At 60.9% G+C, this 16427-nt stretch carries 16 protein-coding genes; all 16 read right to left on the reverse strand.

Annotated features, from left to right (window positions below):
* Positions 1-293: 293 nt before the first annotated feature.
* The 16 genes from OKW39_RS05840 to OKW39_RS05915 all read right to left on the reverse strand — a co-directional run bounded on the left by OKW39_RS05840 (position 294) and on the right by OKW39_RS05915 (position 16285).
* Positions 294-884, reverse strand: coding sequence for an NUDIX domain-containing protein (locus tag OKW39_RS05840; protein ID WP_090803782.1), 591 nt, complete (start codon positions 882-884; stop codon positions 294-296).
* 46 nt (positions 885-930) lie between these two features.
* Positions 931-1227: a DUF2818 family protein gene (locus tag OKW39_RS05845; RefSeq protein WP_018420024.1), complete on the reverse strand. Its 297-nt coding sequence runs from the start codon at positions 1225-1227 to the stop codon at positions 931-933.
* The gene (gene nuoN / locus OKW39_RS05850) at positions 1227-2699 is read right to left on the reverse strand and encodes an NADH-quinone oxidoreductase subunit NuoN (RefSeq protein WP_187610963.1); all 1473 of its coding nucleotides are present in this window, start codon (positions 2697-2699) and stop codon (positions 1227-1229) included. The genes OKW39_RS05845 and nuoN overlap by 1 nt, the downstream gene beginning before the upstream one ends.
* A 24-nt stretch (positions 2700-2723) precedes the next feature.
* A complete protein-coding gene (locus OKW39_RS05855; RefSeq protein WP_090803779.1) occupies positions 2724-4214 on the reverse strand; it encodes an NADH-quinone oxidoreductase subunit M in 1491 nt (496 codons plus the stop codon).
* A 15-nt stretch (positions 4215-4229) separates the two neighbouring features.
* The gene (gene nuoL, locus OKW39_RS05860) at positions 4230-6296 is read right to left on the reverse strand and encodes an NADH-quinone oxidoreductase subunit L (protein WP_429336037.1); all 2067 of its coding nucleotides are present in this window, start codon (positions 6294-6296) and stop codon (positions 4230-4232) included.
* A 17-nt stretch (positions 6297-6313) separates the two neighbouring features.
* A complete protein-coding gene (gene nuoK, locus OKW39_RS05865) occupies positions 6314-6619 on the reverse strand; it encodes an NADH-quinone oxidoreductase subunit NuoK (RefSeq protein WP_187610965.1) in 306 nt (101 codons plus the stop codon).
* A gap of 20 nt (positions 6620-6639) precedes the next feature.
* Positions 6640-7332: an NADH-quinone oxidoreductase subunit J gene (locus OKW39_RS05870; protein WP_090803774.1), complete on the reverse strand. Its 693-nt coding sequence runs from the start codon at positions 7330-7332 to the stop codon at positions 6640-6642.
* Positions 7333-7522: 190 nt separating this feature from the next.
* Complete coding sequence (gene nuoI, locus OKW39_RS05875; protein WP_090803773.1) at positions 7523-8011, reverse strand: NADH-quinone oxidoreductase subunit NuoI; 489 nt, start codon at positions 8009-8011, stop codon at positions 7523-7525.
* Positions 8012-8026: 15 nt separating this feature from the next.
* Positions 8027-9091 carry an NADH-quinone oxidoreductase subunit NuoH gene (gene nuoH / locus OKW39_RS05880; protein ID WP_187610967.1) on the reverse strand — a complete coding sequence of 355 codons (1065 nt, stop codon included), beginning with the start codon at positions 9089-9091 and terminating at the stop codon, positions 8027-8029.
* Positions 9092-11425 (reverse strand): NADH-quinone oxidoreductase subunit NuoG, encoded by a 2334-nt coding sequence (gene nuoG / locus OKW39_RS05885; protein WP_429562262.1) that lies wholly within the window; start codon positions 11423-11425, stop codon positions 9092-9094.
* Positions 11426-11553: 128 nt separating this feature from the next.
* A complete protein-coding gene (gene nuoF, locus OKW39_RS05890) occupies positions 11554-12882 on the reverse strand; it encodes an NADH-quinone oxidoreductase subunit NuoF (protein WP_090803768.1) in 1329 nt (442 codons plus the stop codon).
* Entirely contained in the window at positions 12879-13364 is a 486-nt protein-coding gene (gene nuoE / locus OKW39_RS05895) for an NADH-quinone oxidoreductase subunit NuoE (RefSeq protein ID WP_090803767.1), read from the reverse strand. Before nuoE ends, nuoF begins: the two co-directional genes overlap by 4 nt.
* A gap of 133 nt (positions 13365-13497) precedes the next feature.
* On the reverse strand, positions 13498-14751 hold the full coding sequence (locus tag OKW39_RS05900) for an NADH-quinone oxidoreductase subunit D (protein WP_184072120.1): 1254 nt from the start codon (positions 14749-14751) through the stop codon (positions 13498-13500).
* Positions 14752-14760: 9 nt separating this feature from the next.
* Complete coding sequence (locus OKW39_RS05905) at positions 14761-15363, reverse strand: NADH-quinone oxidoreductase subunit C (protein ID WP_090803764.1); 603 nt, start codon at positions 15361-15363, stop codon at positions 14761-14763.
* 20 nt (positions 15364-15383) lie between these two features.
* Positions 15384-15863 (reverse strand): NuoB/complex I 20 kDa subunit family protein, encoded by a 480-nt coding sequence (locus OKW39_RS05910; protein WP_006052903.1) that lies wholly within the window; start codon positions 15861-15863, stop codon positions 15384-15386.
* A 62-nt stretch (positions 15864-15925) separates the two neighbouring features.
* Positions 15926-16285 (reverse strand): NADH-quinone oxidoreductase subunit A, encoded by a 360-nt coding sequence (locus tag OKW39_RS05915; protein ID WP_018420012.1) that lies wholly within the window; start codon positions 16283-16285, stop codon positions 15926-15928.
* Positions 16286-16427 lie beyond the last annotated feature (142 nt).

Raw genomic sequence — 16427 nt, forward strand, 5'->3', positions numbered from 1 at the left:
TTTAGTCGCTCCAGCACAGGTTGTCAATTGACAACCTGTGCTGGAGCAGAAATGAGATCACTGCGATCTTTAACCTCAGTCATCCAAAACAGAATCGACGACGAATTCGGTGATCGAGAGGTTCATATTAGCCGGCCGCCGGCGCCACGACGAGCTAGCCAGATGGCATAGGAGACGGCTTATTTTTCGAGCCAGAAAGAAACCGCGAAGCCAATGAAAAGCCCCTGCCGGTCATCGACCAACAGGGGCTCCGTTCACCTGCAACGCGGATCAGCTACCGGGCAGACGCGAACTTATACCGTTTCGGGCGCCTCGGTCGGCCACGTACCCGACAGCACTTTCTCGAGCCAGAAGGTACCGATGATCGTCTTCACATCGGTGATCTTGCCCGTGCGCACCCACTCGGATACCTGCTCCACGGTCGCGGTGAAAAGTTCGAGAAACTCGCCTTCATCGAGGTTGCGCTCACCCGCGGTCAAGCCCCGCGCGAGATAGATATCAATGAATTCGGTCGAGTAAGAAATGATCGGGTGAATCCGAGTCAGGTACACGTACTCGCGCGCGGTATAGCCGGTTTCCTCGCGCAGTTCCCGGACCGCGCAGGCCAGCGCGCCCTCGTTCGGGTCGAGCTTGCCGGCCGGATATTCGACCATCACCTTGCCCATCGGATAGCGATACTGACTTTCGAGCAGCACGCGAGCGTCGTCGAACAAGGGGATCACCATGACGGCGCCCGGATGCTGAACGTATTCGCGCGTTGCCTGTTTGCCGTCGGGCAGTCGGACCGTATCGTACTTGACCGTCATGAACGGTCCTTGATGGACCGTCTTGCTGTCGATACAAGTCTCGGTTAGCGCGGCGTCGTGATTGGGAAGCTCAGCCATGTGCGGACCTCAGAACAAGCCAGGCGCGCGCGACGGCGGGACGCCGTCAGCGGCGTTTGACGAGATATTGGAAGGTAAAGCCGGGGAAAGCGAACACGACGAACAGCGCGAACGTGATCGCGTAGAACTGCCAGCCCTGCTCGAAGCGATTTCCCGCGCGCGCTTCGAGCAAAAAGCCCAGCGCGCCGACCACGAAATACAGCACGATCAATTCGGCAATCCGGAGCCAGGCGCTTTTCTTCGCCGCTTTCAACGGCACCGCGGCGAAGAGGCGCTGATTCAGGAACGGCAGGTTGGCGCCGACCAGCGCCAACAGCACGATAAACCAGCCCGCAGCGGACATCAGAGCAGTAGCGTGTGCTGGATCGCCTGCAAGCAGGCGCGCAACAGCGGATCCGGCACGATACCGAGCACCAGCACGGCGACGCCGTTCAACGCGAGCAACGCGCGCGTGCTCGTGTCCGCCACGATCGGCGACTTGTCTTGCGGCTCGTCGAAGTACATCAGCTTGACGATACGCAGGTAGTAGAACGCGCCGAACAGCGACGTGATCACGGCGAGCACAGTGAGCCAGGTCAGGCCGGCGTTCATCGTCGCTTGCAGCACGGCGAGCTTCGCATAGAAGCCGACTGCCGGCGGAATACCCGCGAGCGAGAACATCATGATCATCATCACGAACGCGAATACCGCGCTGCGCTGATTGAGGCCCTTGAAGTCCTCCAGCGTGTCCGCTTCGAAGTCGCGGCGCGCGAGCAGCATGATGACGCCGAAGGTGCCGAGCGTCGTGATCAGGTAGACGATGCTGTAGAACATCGCCGAGCCGTACGCGTTCGCGGCGCCCGTGGTCTTCTGGTCGACCACGCCGGCGAGCAGGCCGAGCAGCACGAAGCCCATGTTCGAGATCGCCGAATACGCGAGCATCCGCTTGACGTTGCGCTGCACGATCCCGGTGATGTTGCCGACGATCAACGACAGCGCCGCCAGAATCACCAGCATCTGCTGCCATTCGACCGCCAGCGGCAGCAGGCCCATCACGAGGAAACGCAGACCCCACGCGAACGCCGCGACCTTCGGGCCGCCGCCGACGATGAGCGTCATCGCCGTCGGTGCGCCCTGGTACACGTCAGGCACCCACATATGGAACGGCACCGCACCCATCTTGAACGCCACGCCCGCCACGATGAAGATGACGCCGAACAGCAGCACGGTCGGATCGTAGTGGCTCGTGCTGATCGCCTTGAACACTTCGTTCAGGTCGAGCGAGCCGGTCGCGCCATACAGCATCGAAACACCGTATAGCAGGAAGCCGGAAGCCAGCGCGCCGAGCACGTAGTACTTCATCGCCGCTTCGTTCGACGACGCCACTTCGCGACGCAGCGCGATCACCGCGTACAGCGATAGCGACATCAGTTCCAGACCGAGATACAGCGTCAGGAAGTTATTGCCCGAGATCATCACGATCTGGCCGAGCAGCGAGAACATGCCGAGCAGGAAGAAGTCGCCGCGGAACAGGCTACGGTCTTCGAGGTAGCGACGCGAATAAACGATCGTCACCGCATAGCCGAGCGACACCACTGCCTTCATCACATTGGCGAACGGATCGACCACGTACATGTGATCGAAGAAGTAATGCACTTGCGGGTCGAACGCATTGATCGCGAACCAGATCCCGGCGACGAGCGTCGAGAAGAACGCGATGAAATACGTGGTACGGCGACCCTCCTGGCCGACGAACGTGTCGTTGAGCCACGCGATGACAATGGCGGACATCACCAGTGCGTCGGGCAACAGAGCAGTCATAGGGGCGTTTTGCATGGTCTTAAATTCCTCCGCTCGTCGTTACTGAGGCAACGGCAGCTTCGATTGGGCAACGTGGGAGAGGAGGTTTTCCACGGATACGTGCATCACATCGGTAAAGGGCTTCGGGTACAGGCCCATGAACAGCGTCAGTGCGGCGAGCACAGCCAGCATGAAAAATTCGCGACGGTCGATGTCGAGCAGGTTCTTCACATGGTCGTTCGCGACCGCGCCGAAGTACACACGCTTGTACATCCACAGCGTGTAGGCCGCGCCGAGAATCAGCGTGACTGCCGCGCCACTCGCGATCCAGAAGTTGTACTGGACGGAAGCCAGAATCACCATGAATTCGCCGACGAAACCAGAAGTGCCCGGCAAGCCGCAATTCGCCATCGCGAACAGCATGACGAACGCCGCGAACTTCGGCATCACGTTGACGACGCCGCCGTAATCGGCGATCTGACGCGAGTGCATGCGGTCGTACAGTACGCCGATGCACAGGAACATCGCGCCCGACACGAAACCGTGCGAGATCATCTGCACGATCGCGCCTTCCGCGCCGAGCTGATTGAAGATAAAGAAGCCGAGCGTGACAAAGCCCATGTGCGCGATCGACGAATACGCGACCAGTTTCTTCATGTCGGCCTGCACCATCGCGACGAGACCGATGTAGATCACCGCGATCAGCGACAGCGTGATGACGACCGGTGCGAGGAAATGGCTCGCATCAGGCGTGATCGGCAGCGAGAAGCGCAGGAAACCGTACGCACCGAGCTTCAGCATGATCGCGGCCAGCACGACCGAGCCGCCGGTCGGCGCTTCCACGTGCGCGTCCGGCAACCACGTGTGCACCGGCCACATCGGCACCTTCACCGCGAAGGCCAGGAAAAACGCGATAAACAGTAGCACCTGCGGCGTCATCGCTATCTGCGCGTGCTGCCACGTGGCGATGTCGAACGAGCCGGTCTGGTTGTACAGATAGATCAGCGCAACCAGCATCAGCAGCGAGCCCGCCAGCGTGTACAGGAAGAACTTGAATGCCGCGTACACGCGGTTCGCCCCGCCCCACACGCCGATGATGATGTACATCGGGATCAGTGTCGCTTCGAAGAACACGTAGAACAACAGGCCGTCGGCCGCGCTGAACACGCCGACCATGATGCCCGACAGGATCAGGAAGGCCGCGAGGTACTGGCCGACGTTCTTCGTGATCACTTCCCACGCCGCGATCACGACGATCACCGTGATCAACGCGGTCAACGCAACGAACCACATCGAAATGCCGTCCACGCCGAGGTGATACGTGATGTGGAAGCGCTCGATCCAGTTCGCCTGCTCGACGAACTGCAACTCGGCGGTGCTCGAATCGAAGCTGGTGATCAGTGGCAGCGTGACGAGGAAGCTCAGAACCGAGCCGATCAGCGAAATCCAGCGCGCGGGGGCGGGGTTCTCGTCGTTGCCGATCGCGAGGACCAGCAGACCGAAGAAGATCGGCAACCAGATCGCGATGCTCAGAATCGGATAAGCGTGCATGGGTGTCCCTCGCCTTTATTTGCCGCCGAGCGTTACGAACAGGGTCAGGAGCCCCAGCATGCCGATGATCATGGCGAACGCGTAGTGGTAGATGTAGCCGGATTGGAGGAAGCGGATCACGCTCGCGAACCAGCCGATAAAGCGTGCGCTGCCGTTGACGATGCCGTCGATCACGACCACGTCGCCTTCCTTCCACAGACCCCGGCCAATGGCCACCGCGCCTCGCGCAAACACGACTTCGTTGATCTTGTCCATGTAGTACTTGTTATCGAGCAACGTGTAGATCGGGCCGAATGCGCGCTTGACGACAGCGGGCAGATCCGGACGGACCAGATACAGAAACCATGCGACCACCACGCCTGCGAGCGCGAGCCAAACAGGCAGGCCCGACACCGAGTGCAGACCCATCGACGCCCAGCCGTGGAATTCTTCGGTCATCTCATGCAGCGCCGGATGGTTCTCGCCGATGTAGATCACCTTGTCGAACGCGACGCCGTGCTGGAAGAAGTCGCCGAACAGCATCGGACCGACGCCGATCGCGCCGATCACGACCGACGGAATCGCCAGCAGCACGAGCGGCACCCACACGACCCACGGCGTTTCGTGCGGCTCGTGAGCGTGGTCGTCGTGACCATGACCATGGTCGTCGTGGCCGTGCGCGTCATGCCCATGCGACTCGGCCTCCGCGCCCATCGGCGATTCCGGGTGCTTCGGATTGCGGAAGCGCTCCTCACCGTGGAACACCATGAAATACATACGGAACGAATACAACGCGGTCACGAACACGCTTGCGACCACCGCGAAGTATGCGAAACCCGAGCCCGGCAGATGCGACAGTTTCACCGCGTCGATGATCGAGTCTTTCGAGTAGAAGCCCGAGAAGAACGGCGTGCCGATCAGCGCGAGCGAACCGATCAGCGACGTGATCCACGTAATCGGCATGTACTTGCGCAGGCCGCCCATGTTGCGCATGTCCTGATCGTGATGCATGCCGATGATCACCGAACCCGCGCCGAGGAACAGCAGCGCCTTGAAGAACGCGTGCGTCATCAGGTGAAACACGGCGACCGAATATGCCGACGCGCCGAGCGCGACCGTCATGTAACCGAGCTGCGACAGCGTGGAATAAGCGATCACACGCTTGATGTCGTTCTGGACGATCCCGAGGAAACCCATGAACAGCGCGGTAATCGCACCGATAACCATGACGAACGACAGCGCCGTATCCGACAGTTCGAAGAGCGGCGACATGCGCGTGACCATGAAGATACCGGCCGTCACCATGGTCGCCGCGTGAATCAGCGCGGAGATCGGCGTCGGGCCTTCCATCGAGTCCGGCAGCCACACGTGCAGCGGGAACTGAGCCGACTTACCCATCGCGCCGATGAACAGGCAGATGCAAGCCACCGTCAGCAGGCCCCAGTCGGTACCCGGGAAGTTCAGCGCCGCGAGTTCGGTACGCTTCGCGAAGACTTCGCCGTAGTTCATCGAGCCGGCGAACGCGAACAGCAAACCGATGCCGAGCAGGAAACCGAAGTCGCCGACGCGATTCACGATGAACGCCTTCATGTTCGCGTAGATCGCACTCTCACGCTTGAAGTAGAAGCCGATCAGCAGGTACGACATGAGACCCACCGCTTCCCAGCCGAAGAACAGCTGCAGGAAGTTGTTGCTCATCACGAGCATCAGCATCGAGAACGTGAACAGCGAGATGTACGAGAAGAAGCGCTGGTAGCCGTCGTCGTCGGCCATGTAGCCGATCGTGTAGATATGCACCATCAGCGACACGAAGTTCACCACGCAGATCATCATCGCGGTCAGCGAGTCGACCAGGAAACCGACTTCGAGCTGGGTCTTGCCGATTGACATCCATTGATAAATGGTCGCGTTGAAGCTCGCGCCGTCCATCACCTGGAAAAAGACCATGACCGACAGGATGAACGAAATCGCGACGCCGAGGATCGTGACCGAATGCGCACCCGCCCGCCCTATCGCCTTGCCGAACAGCCCCGCAATCAGGGAACCAGCGAGCGGTGCCAGCGGAATTGCCAACAGCAGGTTTTCATTGAGTATCGTGGACATAACCGCTTTTCCTGAAATTAACCTTTGAGCTGATCGAGATCCTCGACATTGATCGTGTCGAGACTACGGAACAGGGTCACCAGAATTGCGAGACCGATCGCCGCTTCGGCTGCCGCAACCGTCAGCACGAAGAAGACGAAAATCTGGCCATGCACGTCGCCCAGGTAGTGCGAGAACGCGATGAAATTGGTGTTCACCGCGAGCAGCATCAGTTCGATCGCCATCAGGATGATGATGACGTTGCGGCGGTTCAGGAAAATGCCGACGATGCTGATCGCAAACAGGATCGCGCCGAGGACAAGGTAATGGGCAAGGGTCAACATGATTTCTATCTCCTGTCCGCTCAGCTGTTCTTGGCCGGCGCCGAGTCGGCTGCTGCTGCAGCTGCCGCGGCAGCCGCTTGTTCCGCAGCGAGGGTCGCCGCGGTTTTCTCTGACGGCATCTTCACAACGCGCACGCGGTCCTGCACGCGCACCTTGACCTGTGCGCTGACGTTCTGACGCTTGCTGTCCTTCTTGTGGCTCGTGGTCAGCGCGATCGCCGCGATGATGGCAACTAGCAGGATCAGGCCGGCAATTTCGAACGCGAAGATGTAGTCGGTATAGATGACCTTGCCGATCAGGCGCGTGTTCGACCAGTCGCCCATGCCAGCGGCGGCCGCGGCCGTGTCGTGCAGCGCCGTGGTGGTCGCGCCGTAGCCGTGCCACAGGATCAGCGCGGTTTCGATCACGATGATCGCGCCCACCGCCGAGGCCATCGGCACGAAGCGTTTGAAGTCCTTGCGCAGCACGTCGAGATTGACGTCCAGCATCATCACGACGAACAGGAACAGCACCATCACCGCGCCGACGTAGACCAGCACCAGCAGGATCGCGAGGAACTCGGCCTCCAGCAGCATCCAGATCGCCGCTGCGTTGAAGAACGCCAGCACGAGAAACAGTGCGGACGACACCGGGTTGCGCGAGGTGATCACCTTCAGCCCTGAAACCACCAGGAGCAGCGCGAAGATGTAGAACAGTACGGTCGTGAATTCCATGATTACCGGTTCATCGTTAGGCCATCGTCAGGCATTGTTCTTTGGCACCCGTGGCTGGCAAAAGCGGACGAAACCGCCAGAACCGCCACACAGGTGCACCGTGCCGCGGCGTTCAGGCCGCGGCGGTCGGCCCGACAGCAGGCCGTGTTACTGCTTTTACTGCCGCATTTGCTGCAAGCGGGAAAACGCTTCAACGATACGGTGCGTCGGCTGCCTTGTTGGCGGCGATTTCTGCTTCGTAACGATCGCCAACGGCCAGCAGCATTTCCTTCGTGAAGTAAAGGTCGCCGCGCTTCTCGCCGTGATACTCGAGAATGTGCGTCTCGACGATCGAATCGACCGGGCAGCTTTCTTCGCAGAAACCGCAGAAGATGCACTTGGTCAGGTCGATGTCGTAGCGCGTCGTGCGGCGCGTGTTGTCCGCGCGCGTTTCCGATTCGATTGTGATCGCGAGCGCCGGGCACACTGCTTCGCACAGCTTGCACGCGATGCAGCGCTCTTCGCCGTTTTCATAGCGGCGCAGCGCATGCAGACCGCGGAAACGCGGCGAGATCGGGGTCTTCTCTTCCGGGAACTGCACGGTGATCTTGCGCTGGAACGCGTAGCGTCCGGTCAGCGCGAGGCCTTTCAGCAGTTCCGTGAGGAAGAAAGTCTTGAAGAAGTTTTGGATTGCGGTCATAGGTTCGTCCGCCCTTTATTTCCAGATGTTCAACGGCGACATGATCCAGAAGCCGACCACCACGAGCCACACCACGCAGACCGGAATGAAAATCTTCCAGCCGAGACGCATGATCTGGTCATAGCGGTAGCGCGGGAACGTGGCACGCGCCCAGATGAACACCGACAACAGGAAGAAAACCTTGGCGACGAGCCAGACGATGCCCGGGATGAACGACAGGAACCCGAACGGGGCGCTCCAGCCGCCGAGGAACAGTGTTGCAGCCAATGCCGAGATCACGATCATGTTGATGTACTCGGCGAGGAAGAACAGCGCGAACGCCATACCCGAGTAATCGATCATGTGGCCCGCGACGATTTCCGATTCGCCCTCCACCACGTCGAACGGGTGGCGGTTCGTTTCGGCGATGCCCGAGATGAAGTACACGACGAACATCGGCAGCAGCGGCAGCCAGTTCCAGGACAGGAAGTTCAGGCCGTGCGAGGCGAAGAAGCCCTGCTCCTGCGAGCCGACGATGCCCGACAGGTTCAGCGTGCCGGCCGTCATCAGCACGACCACCAGCGCGAAGCCCATCGAGATTTCGTACGAGACCATCTGCGCGGCGGCGCGCATCGCGCCGAGGAACGCGTACTTCGAGTTCGACGCCCAGCCGGCCAGAATCACGCCATACACGCCGATCGACGAGATCGCCATCGCGTATAGCAGACCCGCGTTGATGTCACCGAGCACCGCGCCCGCCTGGAAAGGAATCACCGCCCAGACCGCGAAGGCCGGCACCACCACCATGATCGGCGCGATCATGTAGATCCAGCGGCTTGCCTGAGCGGGCTGGATCACTTCCTTCAGCAGCAGTTTCAGCACGTCGGCGATCGGCTGCAAGAGCCCGGCGGGACCGACGCGGTTCGGACCGAGACGCACATGCATCCAGCCGATCAGCTTGCGCTCCCACAGGATCAGGTAAGCGACGCACAGCAGGATCGCGACGGCCACCACCAGGATGCGCACGAGCGCCCACACCGTGGGCCATGCCACACCGAGAAGTTGGGCGCCGCCCGAGTTGATCGTATCGAACAAGCTCATTTACGCCTTCTCCACCACCAGTTCACCGAACAGGCTGCCCAGCGCTGCACCGGCAGGCGTAGCCGCCGATACGCGGACGACTGTCTCCGCAAGATTCGCATCGCGCACGGCCGGCAACTGCACCGCTTGCTCGCCCTGACGAACGCGCACCGCGTCGCCCTCTTTCAAACCCAGTTTGTCGAACAGCGCAGCCGGCAGGCCGACCGAATTCGCCGTACGGGCCGCCGCGGTCAGATGCAGCGACTCCGCGCGACGCACGAGCGCATCGGCATGATAGATCGGCACGTTCGCGAGACGCTCGAACTTGCCTTCCGCCGCCTTCACGGCCTGGCCGCGCGTCACCGCGACGCTGGTGCGGTTCGATAGACGCGACTTCAGCTCGCCGTCGCCGAGCGCGGCCGCACGCACTTCTTCGACCGTGTCGTATTCGAAGCCCGGCGCGCCGAGCAGGCTGCCCAGCACGCGCAACACCTTCCAGGCCGGACGCGTGTCGCCGAGCGGACGCACGACGCCGTTGAACGCCTGCACCGTGCCTTCGGCATTGACGAACGTACCGCCCGATTCGGTGAATGGCGCGATCGGCAGCAGCACGTCGGCGTAGTCGGCGCCGGTCTGGAACGGCGACATCACGACGACCATTTCGGCCTGCTTCAGCGCCGCAAGCGCCCGCGCCGGATTGGCCGTGTCGAATTCCGGCTCGAGATTCAACAGCAGATAGCCCTTGCGCGGCTGCTCGAACACTTCGCGCGCGTTCAGACCGCCTTCGCCCGGCAGCGCGTTCACGAGGTGCGCGCCGACCGTATTGGCCGCTTCGGTCAGGAAACCGAGCGTTGCACCGGTTGCCTCGGCAATCCATTGCGCCGCGGCGTGGATCGCCGCGAAGTCCGGATGACGGACCGTTTCGTTACCGAGCAGCACGACGCGGCGCTCGCCGGTAGTCAGCGATTTCGCTATCTGCTTGTGCGCGTCCGTCGGCTGCGTGCCCGCGAATGCTTCCGGCAGCGCGACGCCCTTCGCTTCGCCCACCGCGCCGGCGATGCCTGCCAACACCTCGAGCCATGCCGACGGCGCCGCGACCACGCATTGCGCCTGAGGGATCATCGCGTCGTCGTTGGTAGCCTGGAGCAGCGTAAGTGCCGAACCGCCTCGTGCGACCTGGCGCAAACGCGCGGCGAGCAGCGGATGGTCACGGCGCAGATCCGAGCCGATCACGAGCGCCGCATCGACGTTCGACAGATCGGCGATCGTGCCGCCGAGCCAGGGCGCGCCAGTAACGGGCGCCGAGAAATCCGACTGACGCAGACGGAAGTCGACGTTCGGCGTGCCGACCGCTTGCGCGATCTGCTTCAACAGGAACAGTTCTTCGACGGTGCTGTGCGCGCTCGACAGTGCGGCAAGCGCGTTCGCGCCGTGGTCACTCTTGATGCCCTTCAGACCCTTGACCGCGTATTCGAGCGCGGTCTGCCAGTCGGTTTCGACCCACTGGCCGCCTTGCTTGAGCATCGGTTTGGTCAGACGCTCGGGGCTGTTCAGGCCTTCGTACGAGAAGCGGTCCTTGTCCGAGATCCAGCACTCGTTGATCGCTTCGTTTTCGAACGGCAGAACGCGCATCACGCGATTGTTCTTCACCTGCACGATGAGGTTCGCACCGACGGAATCGTGCGGGCTCACCGACTTGCGGCGTGACAGCTCCCACGTACGGGCGCTGTAGCGGAACGGCTTGCTCGTGAGCGCGCCGACCGGGCACAGGTCGATCATGTTGCCCGACAGCTCGGAGTCGACCGTCTTGCCGACGAACGATGTGATTTCCGCATGCTCGCCGCGGCCCAGCATGCCCAGTTCCATCACCCCGGCGATTTCCTGGCCGAAGCGAACGCAACGCGTGCAGTGAATGCAGCGCGACATCTCTTCCATCGAGATCAGCGGACCCACGTTCTTGTGGAACACCACGCGCTTTTCTTCGCTATAGCGTGACGACGACTTGCCGTAACCAACGGCCAGATCCTGCAACTGGCATTCGCCACCCTGATCGCAGATCGGGCAGTCGAGCGGATGGTTGATCAGCAGGAATTCCATCACGGCTTGCTGGCCCTTCACCGCCTTGTCCGACCTGGTGCGCACGATCATGCCGGCCGACACCGGGGTCGCGCACGCGGGCACGGCCTTCGGCATCTTCTCGACATCGACCAGACACATCCGGCAGTTGGCCGCAATCGACAGCTTCTTGTGATAGCAGAAGTGAGGAATGTAGGTGTCGACCTTATGCGCAGCCTGGATCACCATGCTGCCTTCAGGCACCTCGACTTTCTTGCCGTCTATTTCCAGTTCAACCATGATGGTCAATCTTCCTTAACCTGTTACCGCTCAATCGTTCGCGTGTTCATCGCCCGCTTCGGGCGATGAATCCTGCGGTTGAGGTGTTCGTCTGGTAGTTATCCGTCAGCCAAACCTGTCGGCCCGACTCAGGCAGCCACGGTTTCGGGCGCCGCCGCCATGCCGGCATGGCCGCCGACGAGGCAATGCTTGTGGGCGACGTGATATTCGAATTCGTCCCAGTAGTGCTTGAGCATGCCCCGAACCGGCATCGCGGCCGCGTCGCCGAGCGCGCAGATCGTGCGGCCCATGATGTTTTCCGCGACGGAGTTCAGCAGATCCAGATCTTCCTGGCGGCCGAGACCATGCTCGATACGATGAACGACGCGATACAGCCAGCCCGTGCCTTCACGGCAAGGCGTGCATTGACCGCACGACTCTTCGTAATAGAAGTACGACAGGCGCAGCAGCGAGCGCACCATGCAGCGCGTCTCGTCCATCACGATCACTGCGCCCGAGCCGAGCATCGAGCCGGCCTTCGCGATCGAGTCGTAATCCATGTCGGTCTGCATCATCATCTCGCCCGGAATCACCGGCGCCGACGAACCACCAGGAATCACAGCCTTGATCTTCTTGCCGCCACGCATGCCGCCGGCGAGTTCCATCAGCGTCGCGAACGGCGTGCCGAGCGGAATTTCGTAATTGCCCGGACGCTCGACGTCGCCCGACACCGAGAAAATCTTCGTGCCGCCGTTGTTCGGCTTGCCGATTTCAAGGTAATTCTGCGGGCCGATGGCGAGCAGGAACGGCACCGCCGCGAACGTTTCGGTGTTGTTGATCGTGGTCGGCTTGCCGTACACGCCAAAGCTCGCCGGGAACGGCGGCTTGAAGCGCGGCTGCCCCTTCTTGCCCTCGATCGATTCGAGCAGCGCGGTTTCTTCGCCACAGATGTACGCGCCGTAACCGTGATGCGCATGCAGCTCAAACGAAAAGCCAGAGCCCATGATGTTGTCGCCGAGGAACCCGGCGCGACGAGCTTCTTCCAACGCTTCTTCGAAGCGCTTATAGACTTCCCAGATTTCGCCGTGAATATAGTTGTAGCCGACCGTGATGCCCATCGCGTACGCGCCGATCGCCATACCTTCGATCAGCGAATGCGGATTGAAGCGCAGAATGTCGCGGTCCTTGAACGTACCCGGCTCGCCCTCGTCCGAATTACAGACGAGGTACTTCTGGCCCGGGAACTGACGCGGCATGAAGCTCCATTTCAGACCGGTCGGGAAGCCCGCGCCGCCGCGGCCGCGCAGACCCGACGCCTTGACGTCGGCGATCACCTGCTCGGGCGCGATCTTTTCTTCCAGGATGCGGCGCAGCTGGGCGTAACCGCCGCGCGCCACATAGTCTTCGAGATGCCAGTTGTCGCCGTTCAGGCCGGCGAGAATCAGCGGTTTGATGTGACGATCGTGTAAAGACGTCATTTCGAAAGTTCCTCGAGCAGCTGGTCGATCTTCTCGCGGCTCATGAAGCTGCACATGCGATGGTTGTTCACCAGCATCACCGGCGCGTCGCCGCACGAACCCATGCACTCACCTTCTTTCAGGGAGAATTTGCCATCGGGCGTGGTTTCGCCGAAGTCGATGCCGAGCTTCTGCTTCAGGTATTCAGCGGCGCTTTCGGAACCGCCGTCCGGGCCGAGCTGGCACGGCAGGTTCGTACAGAGCGTGATCTTGAACTTGCCGACCGGCGAGGTCTCATACATCGTGTAGAAGGTCGCTACCTCCTGCACGGCGATTGCCGGCATGCCGAGATAATCCGCGACGAACTGCATGAGTTCGGGCGACAGCCAGCCATGCTCCGTTTGAGCAATGGCCAACGCCGACATCACGGCGGACTGTTTCTGATCCGCGGGGTACTTTGCGACCGCACGATCGATTTCTTTCAGGCCTTCAGCTGAGATCATTTTCAGACACGACTCTTTCAATTCCTACCGAACGAAAACCTGTCGCTCACGTCATACTGCGACAGACCCGGCGTTCCTTTGCTTGACCCGCGTGGCGGTGCGACGACCGCAGACGCGCGTCGATGAATACGTCCTAGCGATCTATTTCGCCGAACACGATGTCCTGCGTGCCGATGATCGTTACTGCGTCGGCGATCATGTGGCCGCGCGCCATTTCGTCGAGCGCGGACAGGTGCGCATAGCCCGGGGCGCGGATCTTCAAACGATACGGCTTGTTGGCGCCGTCCGAGATCAGATAGATGCCGAACTCGCCCTTCGGATGTTCGACTGCGGCATACGCCTCGCCTTCGGGCACATGGAAGCCTTCGGTGAAAAGCTTGAAGTGGTGGATCAGATCTTCCATGTTCGACTTCATGCCGACGCGCGACGGCGGCGCAACCTTGTGATTGTCCGTCATTACCGGGCCCGGATTTTTGCGCAGCCACTCAATGCACTGTTTCGCGATACGCGTGGACTGGCGCATTTCTTCGACGCGCACCAGATAGCGGTCATAGCAGTCGCCATTCACGCCGACCGGAATGTCGAAGTCGAGCTTGTCATAAACCTCATACGGCTGCTTCTTGCGCAGATCCCACTCGATGCCCGAGCCACGCAGCATCGCGCCGGTCATGCCGAGCTGCAGCGCGCGCTCCGGGCTGACCACGCCGATACCAACCAGACGCTGCTTCCAGATCCGGTTGTCGGTGAGCAGCGTTTCGTATTCGTCGACACACTTCGGGAAGCGCGTAAAGAAGTCGTCGATGAAGTCGAGCAGCGAACCCTGACGGTTTTCGTTCATCTTCGACAACGCCTTCGCATTGCGAATCTTCGACGCCTTGTATTGCGGCATTGCGTCAGGCAGATCGCGATAGACGCCGCCCGGGCGATAGTAGGCCGCGTGCATGCGCGCGCCCGACACCGCCTCGTACACGTCCATCAGGTCTTCGCGCTCGCGGAACGCATACAGGAACACCGCCATCGCACCGACGTCGAGCGCGTGCGAGCCAATCCACATCAGGTGATTCAACACGCGCGTGACTTCGTCGAACAGCACACGAATGTATTGCGCGCGCAGCGGCACGTCGATGCCGAGCAGCTTTTCAATGGCGAGCACGTAGCCGTGCTCGTTGGCCATCATCGACACGTAGTCGAGACGGTCCATGTACGGCACCGACTGGATGAACGTCTTGCTTTCGGCGAGCTTTTCAGTCGCGCGATGCAGCAGACCGATGTGCGGATCGGCGCGTTGGATCACTTCGCCGTCGAGTTCGAGCACGAGACGCAACACACCGTGCGCTGCCGGGTGCTGCGGACCAAAGTTGAGCGTGTAGTTCTTGATCTCTGCCATGACGTTCTCTTAGTGTTTCAGACCGCCATAGCGATCCTCGCGGATCACGCGCGGCGTGATTTCCCGCGGCTCGATCGTCACCGGCTGATAAACGACGCGCTTCTCTTCCGGGTCGTAACGCATCTCGACGTAGCCGGAGACCGGGAAATCCTTGCGGAACGGATGACCGATGAAACCGTAGTCGGTCAGAATGCGGCGCAGGTCCGGGTGACCTTCGAAGACGATGCCGTACAGGTCAAACGCTTCGCGCTCGTACCAGTTGACCGAATTCCAGATATCGACGACGGACGGCAGGATCGGCATGTCGTCGTCCGGCGCGAATACGCGCAGCCGCAGACGCCAGTTGTTTTGTACCGACAGCAGATGCAGCACTGCCGCAAAACGCGGGCCGTCGTAAGCGCCTTCGGCATAGGTCTGATAATCGACGCCGCACAGGTCGACACACTGCTCGAAACCGAGCGAGCGATCGTCGCGCAGACGCTTTGCCACGTTGAGGTAGTCGCCGGCCTTGACGACGATCGTCAATTCACCGACCGACTCGGTCACGCTCAACAGGAGGCCGCCAAAGGCCGCCTCGAGGTTCGCTTTCAGGGTCTCGAGTTTGCTTGCCATATTGTGGGGAGGCGTTGGCCTTATTGACGGGCGATGGTGTTAGTGCGGCGAATCTTGGCTTGCAGCTGGATCACGCCGTATACCAGCGCCTCCGCCGTGGGCGGACAACCCGGCACGTACACGTCGACCGGGACGATCCGGTCGCAGCCGCGCACCACCGAGTACGAGTAGTGGTAATAGCCACCGCCGTTCGCGCATGAGCCCATCGAGATCACCCACCGCGGCTCCGCCATCTGGTCGTAAACCTTGCGCAGAGCGGGCGCCATCTTGTTGCACAGCGTGCCGGCGACGATCATCACGTCCGACTGACGCGGACTCGGACGAAACACCACGCCGAAACGGTCGAGATCATAACGGGCAGCGCCCGCATGCATCATCTCGACCGCGCAGCACGCAAGACCGAACGTCATCGGCCACAGCGAACCGGTGCGCGTCCAGTTAATCAGTTTGTCCGCCGTAGTGGTGACAAACCCTTCCTTCAAGACCCCTTCGATACTCATTTGCTTTCCACTCCAGACGGGGCGGCAAGCCTGGCCACCCACGCAAACCGGCGATTAATCCATCATTCCCAGTCGAGGCCGCCCTTCTTCCAGATGTACGCAAAGCCAAGCAGGAACTCGAGCAGGAAAATCATCATTGCCGTGAACCCAGCCCAGCCGATGTCACGCAACGCCACGCCCCACGGGAACAGGAATGCGGTCTCAAGGTCGAAAATGATGAAGAGAATGGCGACGAGATAGTAGCGCACGTCGAATTTCATGCGCGCATCTTCGAATGCTTCGAAGCCGCACTCGTACGGTGCGTTTTTCTCGGTGTCGGGCTTGTTGGGACCGAGGAGCTTGCCAATACTGACCAGTGCTACGCCTAAACCGGTGCCCACAATAAGGAACAGCAAAACGGGGAAATAGGCTGCGAGGTTCAAGACAATCCTCAATCGGTTGGTTCTGAGTGCCGTCAGGAGCATAGCACCCCTGACGCGAAATCACTTCCTCAACGCGCATGACGTAAGCCGTACAGCGATACGCCAGAAGTGAAAATGCCAGCCGAAGCGAAGCAAACGGCTG

This window comes from Paraburkholderia sp. MM6662-R1, assembly GCF_050436245.1.
GTDB lineage: Bacteria > Pseudomonadota > Gammaproteobacteria > Burkholderiales > Burkholderiaceae > Paraburkholderia > Paraburkholderia tuberum.

Coding starts and splice junctions, on each gene's coding strand:
- OKW39_RS05840 (WP_090803782.1), bottom strand. CDS start 884: ATGGCTGAGCTTCCCAATCACGACGCCGCGCTAACCGAGACTTGTATC.
- OKW39_RS05845 (WP_018420024.1), bottom strand. CDS start 1,227: ATGTCCGCTGCGGGCTGGTTTATCGTGCTGTTGGCGCTGGTCGGCGCC.
- nuoN (WP_187610963.1), bottom strand. CDS start 2,699: ATGCAAAACGCCCCTATGACTGCTCTGTTGCCCGACGCACTGGTGATG.
- OKW39_RS05855 (WP_090803779.1), bottom strand. CDS start 4,214: ATGCACGCTTATCCGATTCTGAGCATCGCGATCTGGTTGCCGATCTTC.
- nuoL (WP_429336037.1), bottom strand. CDS start 6,296: ATGTCCACGATACTCAATGAAAACCTGCTGTTGGCAATTCCGCTGGCA.
- nuoK (WP_187610965.1), bottom strand. CDS start 6,619: ATGTTGACCCTTGCCCATTACCTTGTCCTCGGCGCGATCCTGTTTGCG.
- OKW39_RS05870 (WP_090803774.1), bottom strand. CDS start 7,332: ATGGAATTCACGACCGTACTGTTCTACATCTTCGCGCTGCTCCTGGTG.
- nuoI (WP_090803773.1), bottom strand. CDS start 8,011: ATGACCGCAATCCAAAACTTCTTCAAGACTTTCTTCCTCACGGAACTG.
- nuoH (WP_187610967.1), bottom strand. CDS start 9,091: ATGAGCTTGTTCGATACGATCAACTCGGGCGGCGCCCAACTTCTCGGT.
- nuoG (WP_429562262.1), bottom strand. CDS start 11,425: ATGGTTGAACTGGAAATAGACGGCAAGAAAGTCGAGGTGCCTGAAGGC.
- nuoF (WP_090803768.1), bottom strand. CDS start 12,882: ATGACGTCTTTACACGATCGTCACATCAAACCGCTGATTCTCGCCGGC.
- nuoE (WP_090803767.1), bottom strand. CDS start 13,364: ATGATCTCAGCTGAAGGCCTGAAAGAAATCGATCGTGCGGTCGCAAAG.
- OKW39_RS05900 (WP_184072120.1), bottom strand. CDS start 14,751: ATGGCAGAGATCAAGAACTACACGCTCAACTTTGGTCCGCAGCACCCG.
- OKW39_RS05905 (WP_090803764.1), bottom strand. CDS start 15,363: ATGGCAAGCAAACTCGAGACCCTGAAAGCGAACCTCGAGGCGGCCTTT.
- OKW39_RS05910 (WP_006052903.1), bottom strand. CDS start 15,863: ATGAGTATCGAAGGGGTCTTGAAGGAAGGGTTTGTCACCACTACGGCG.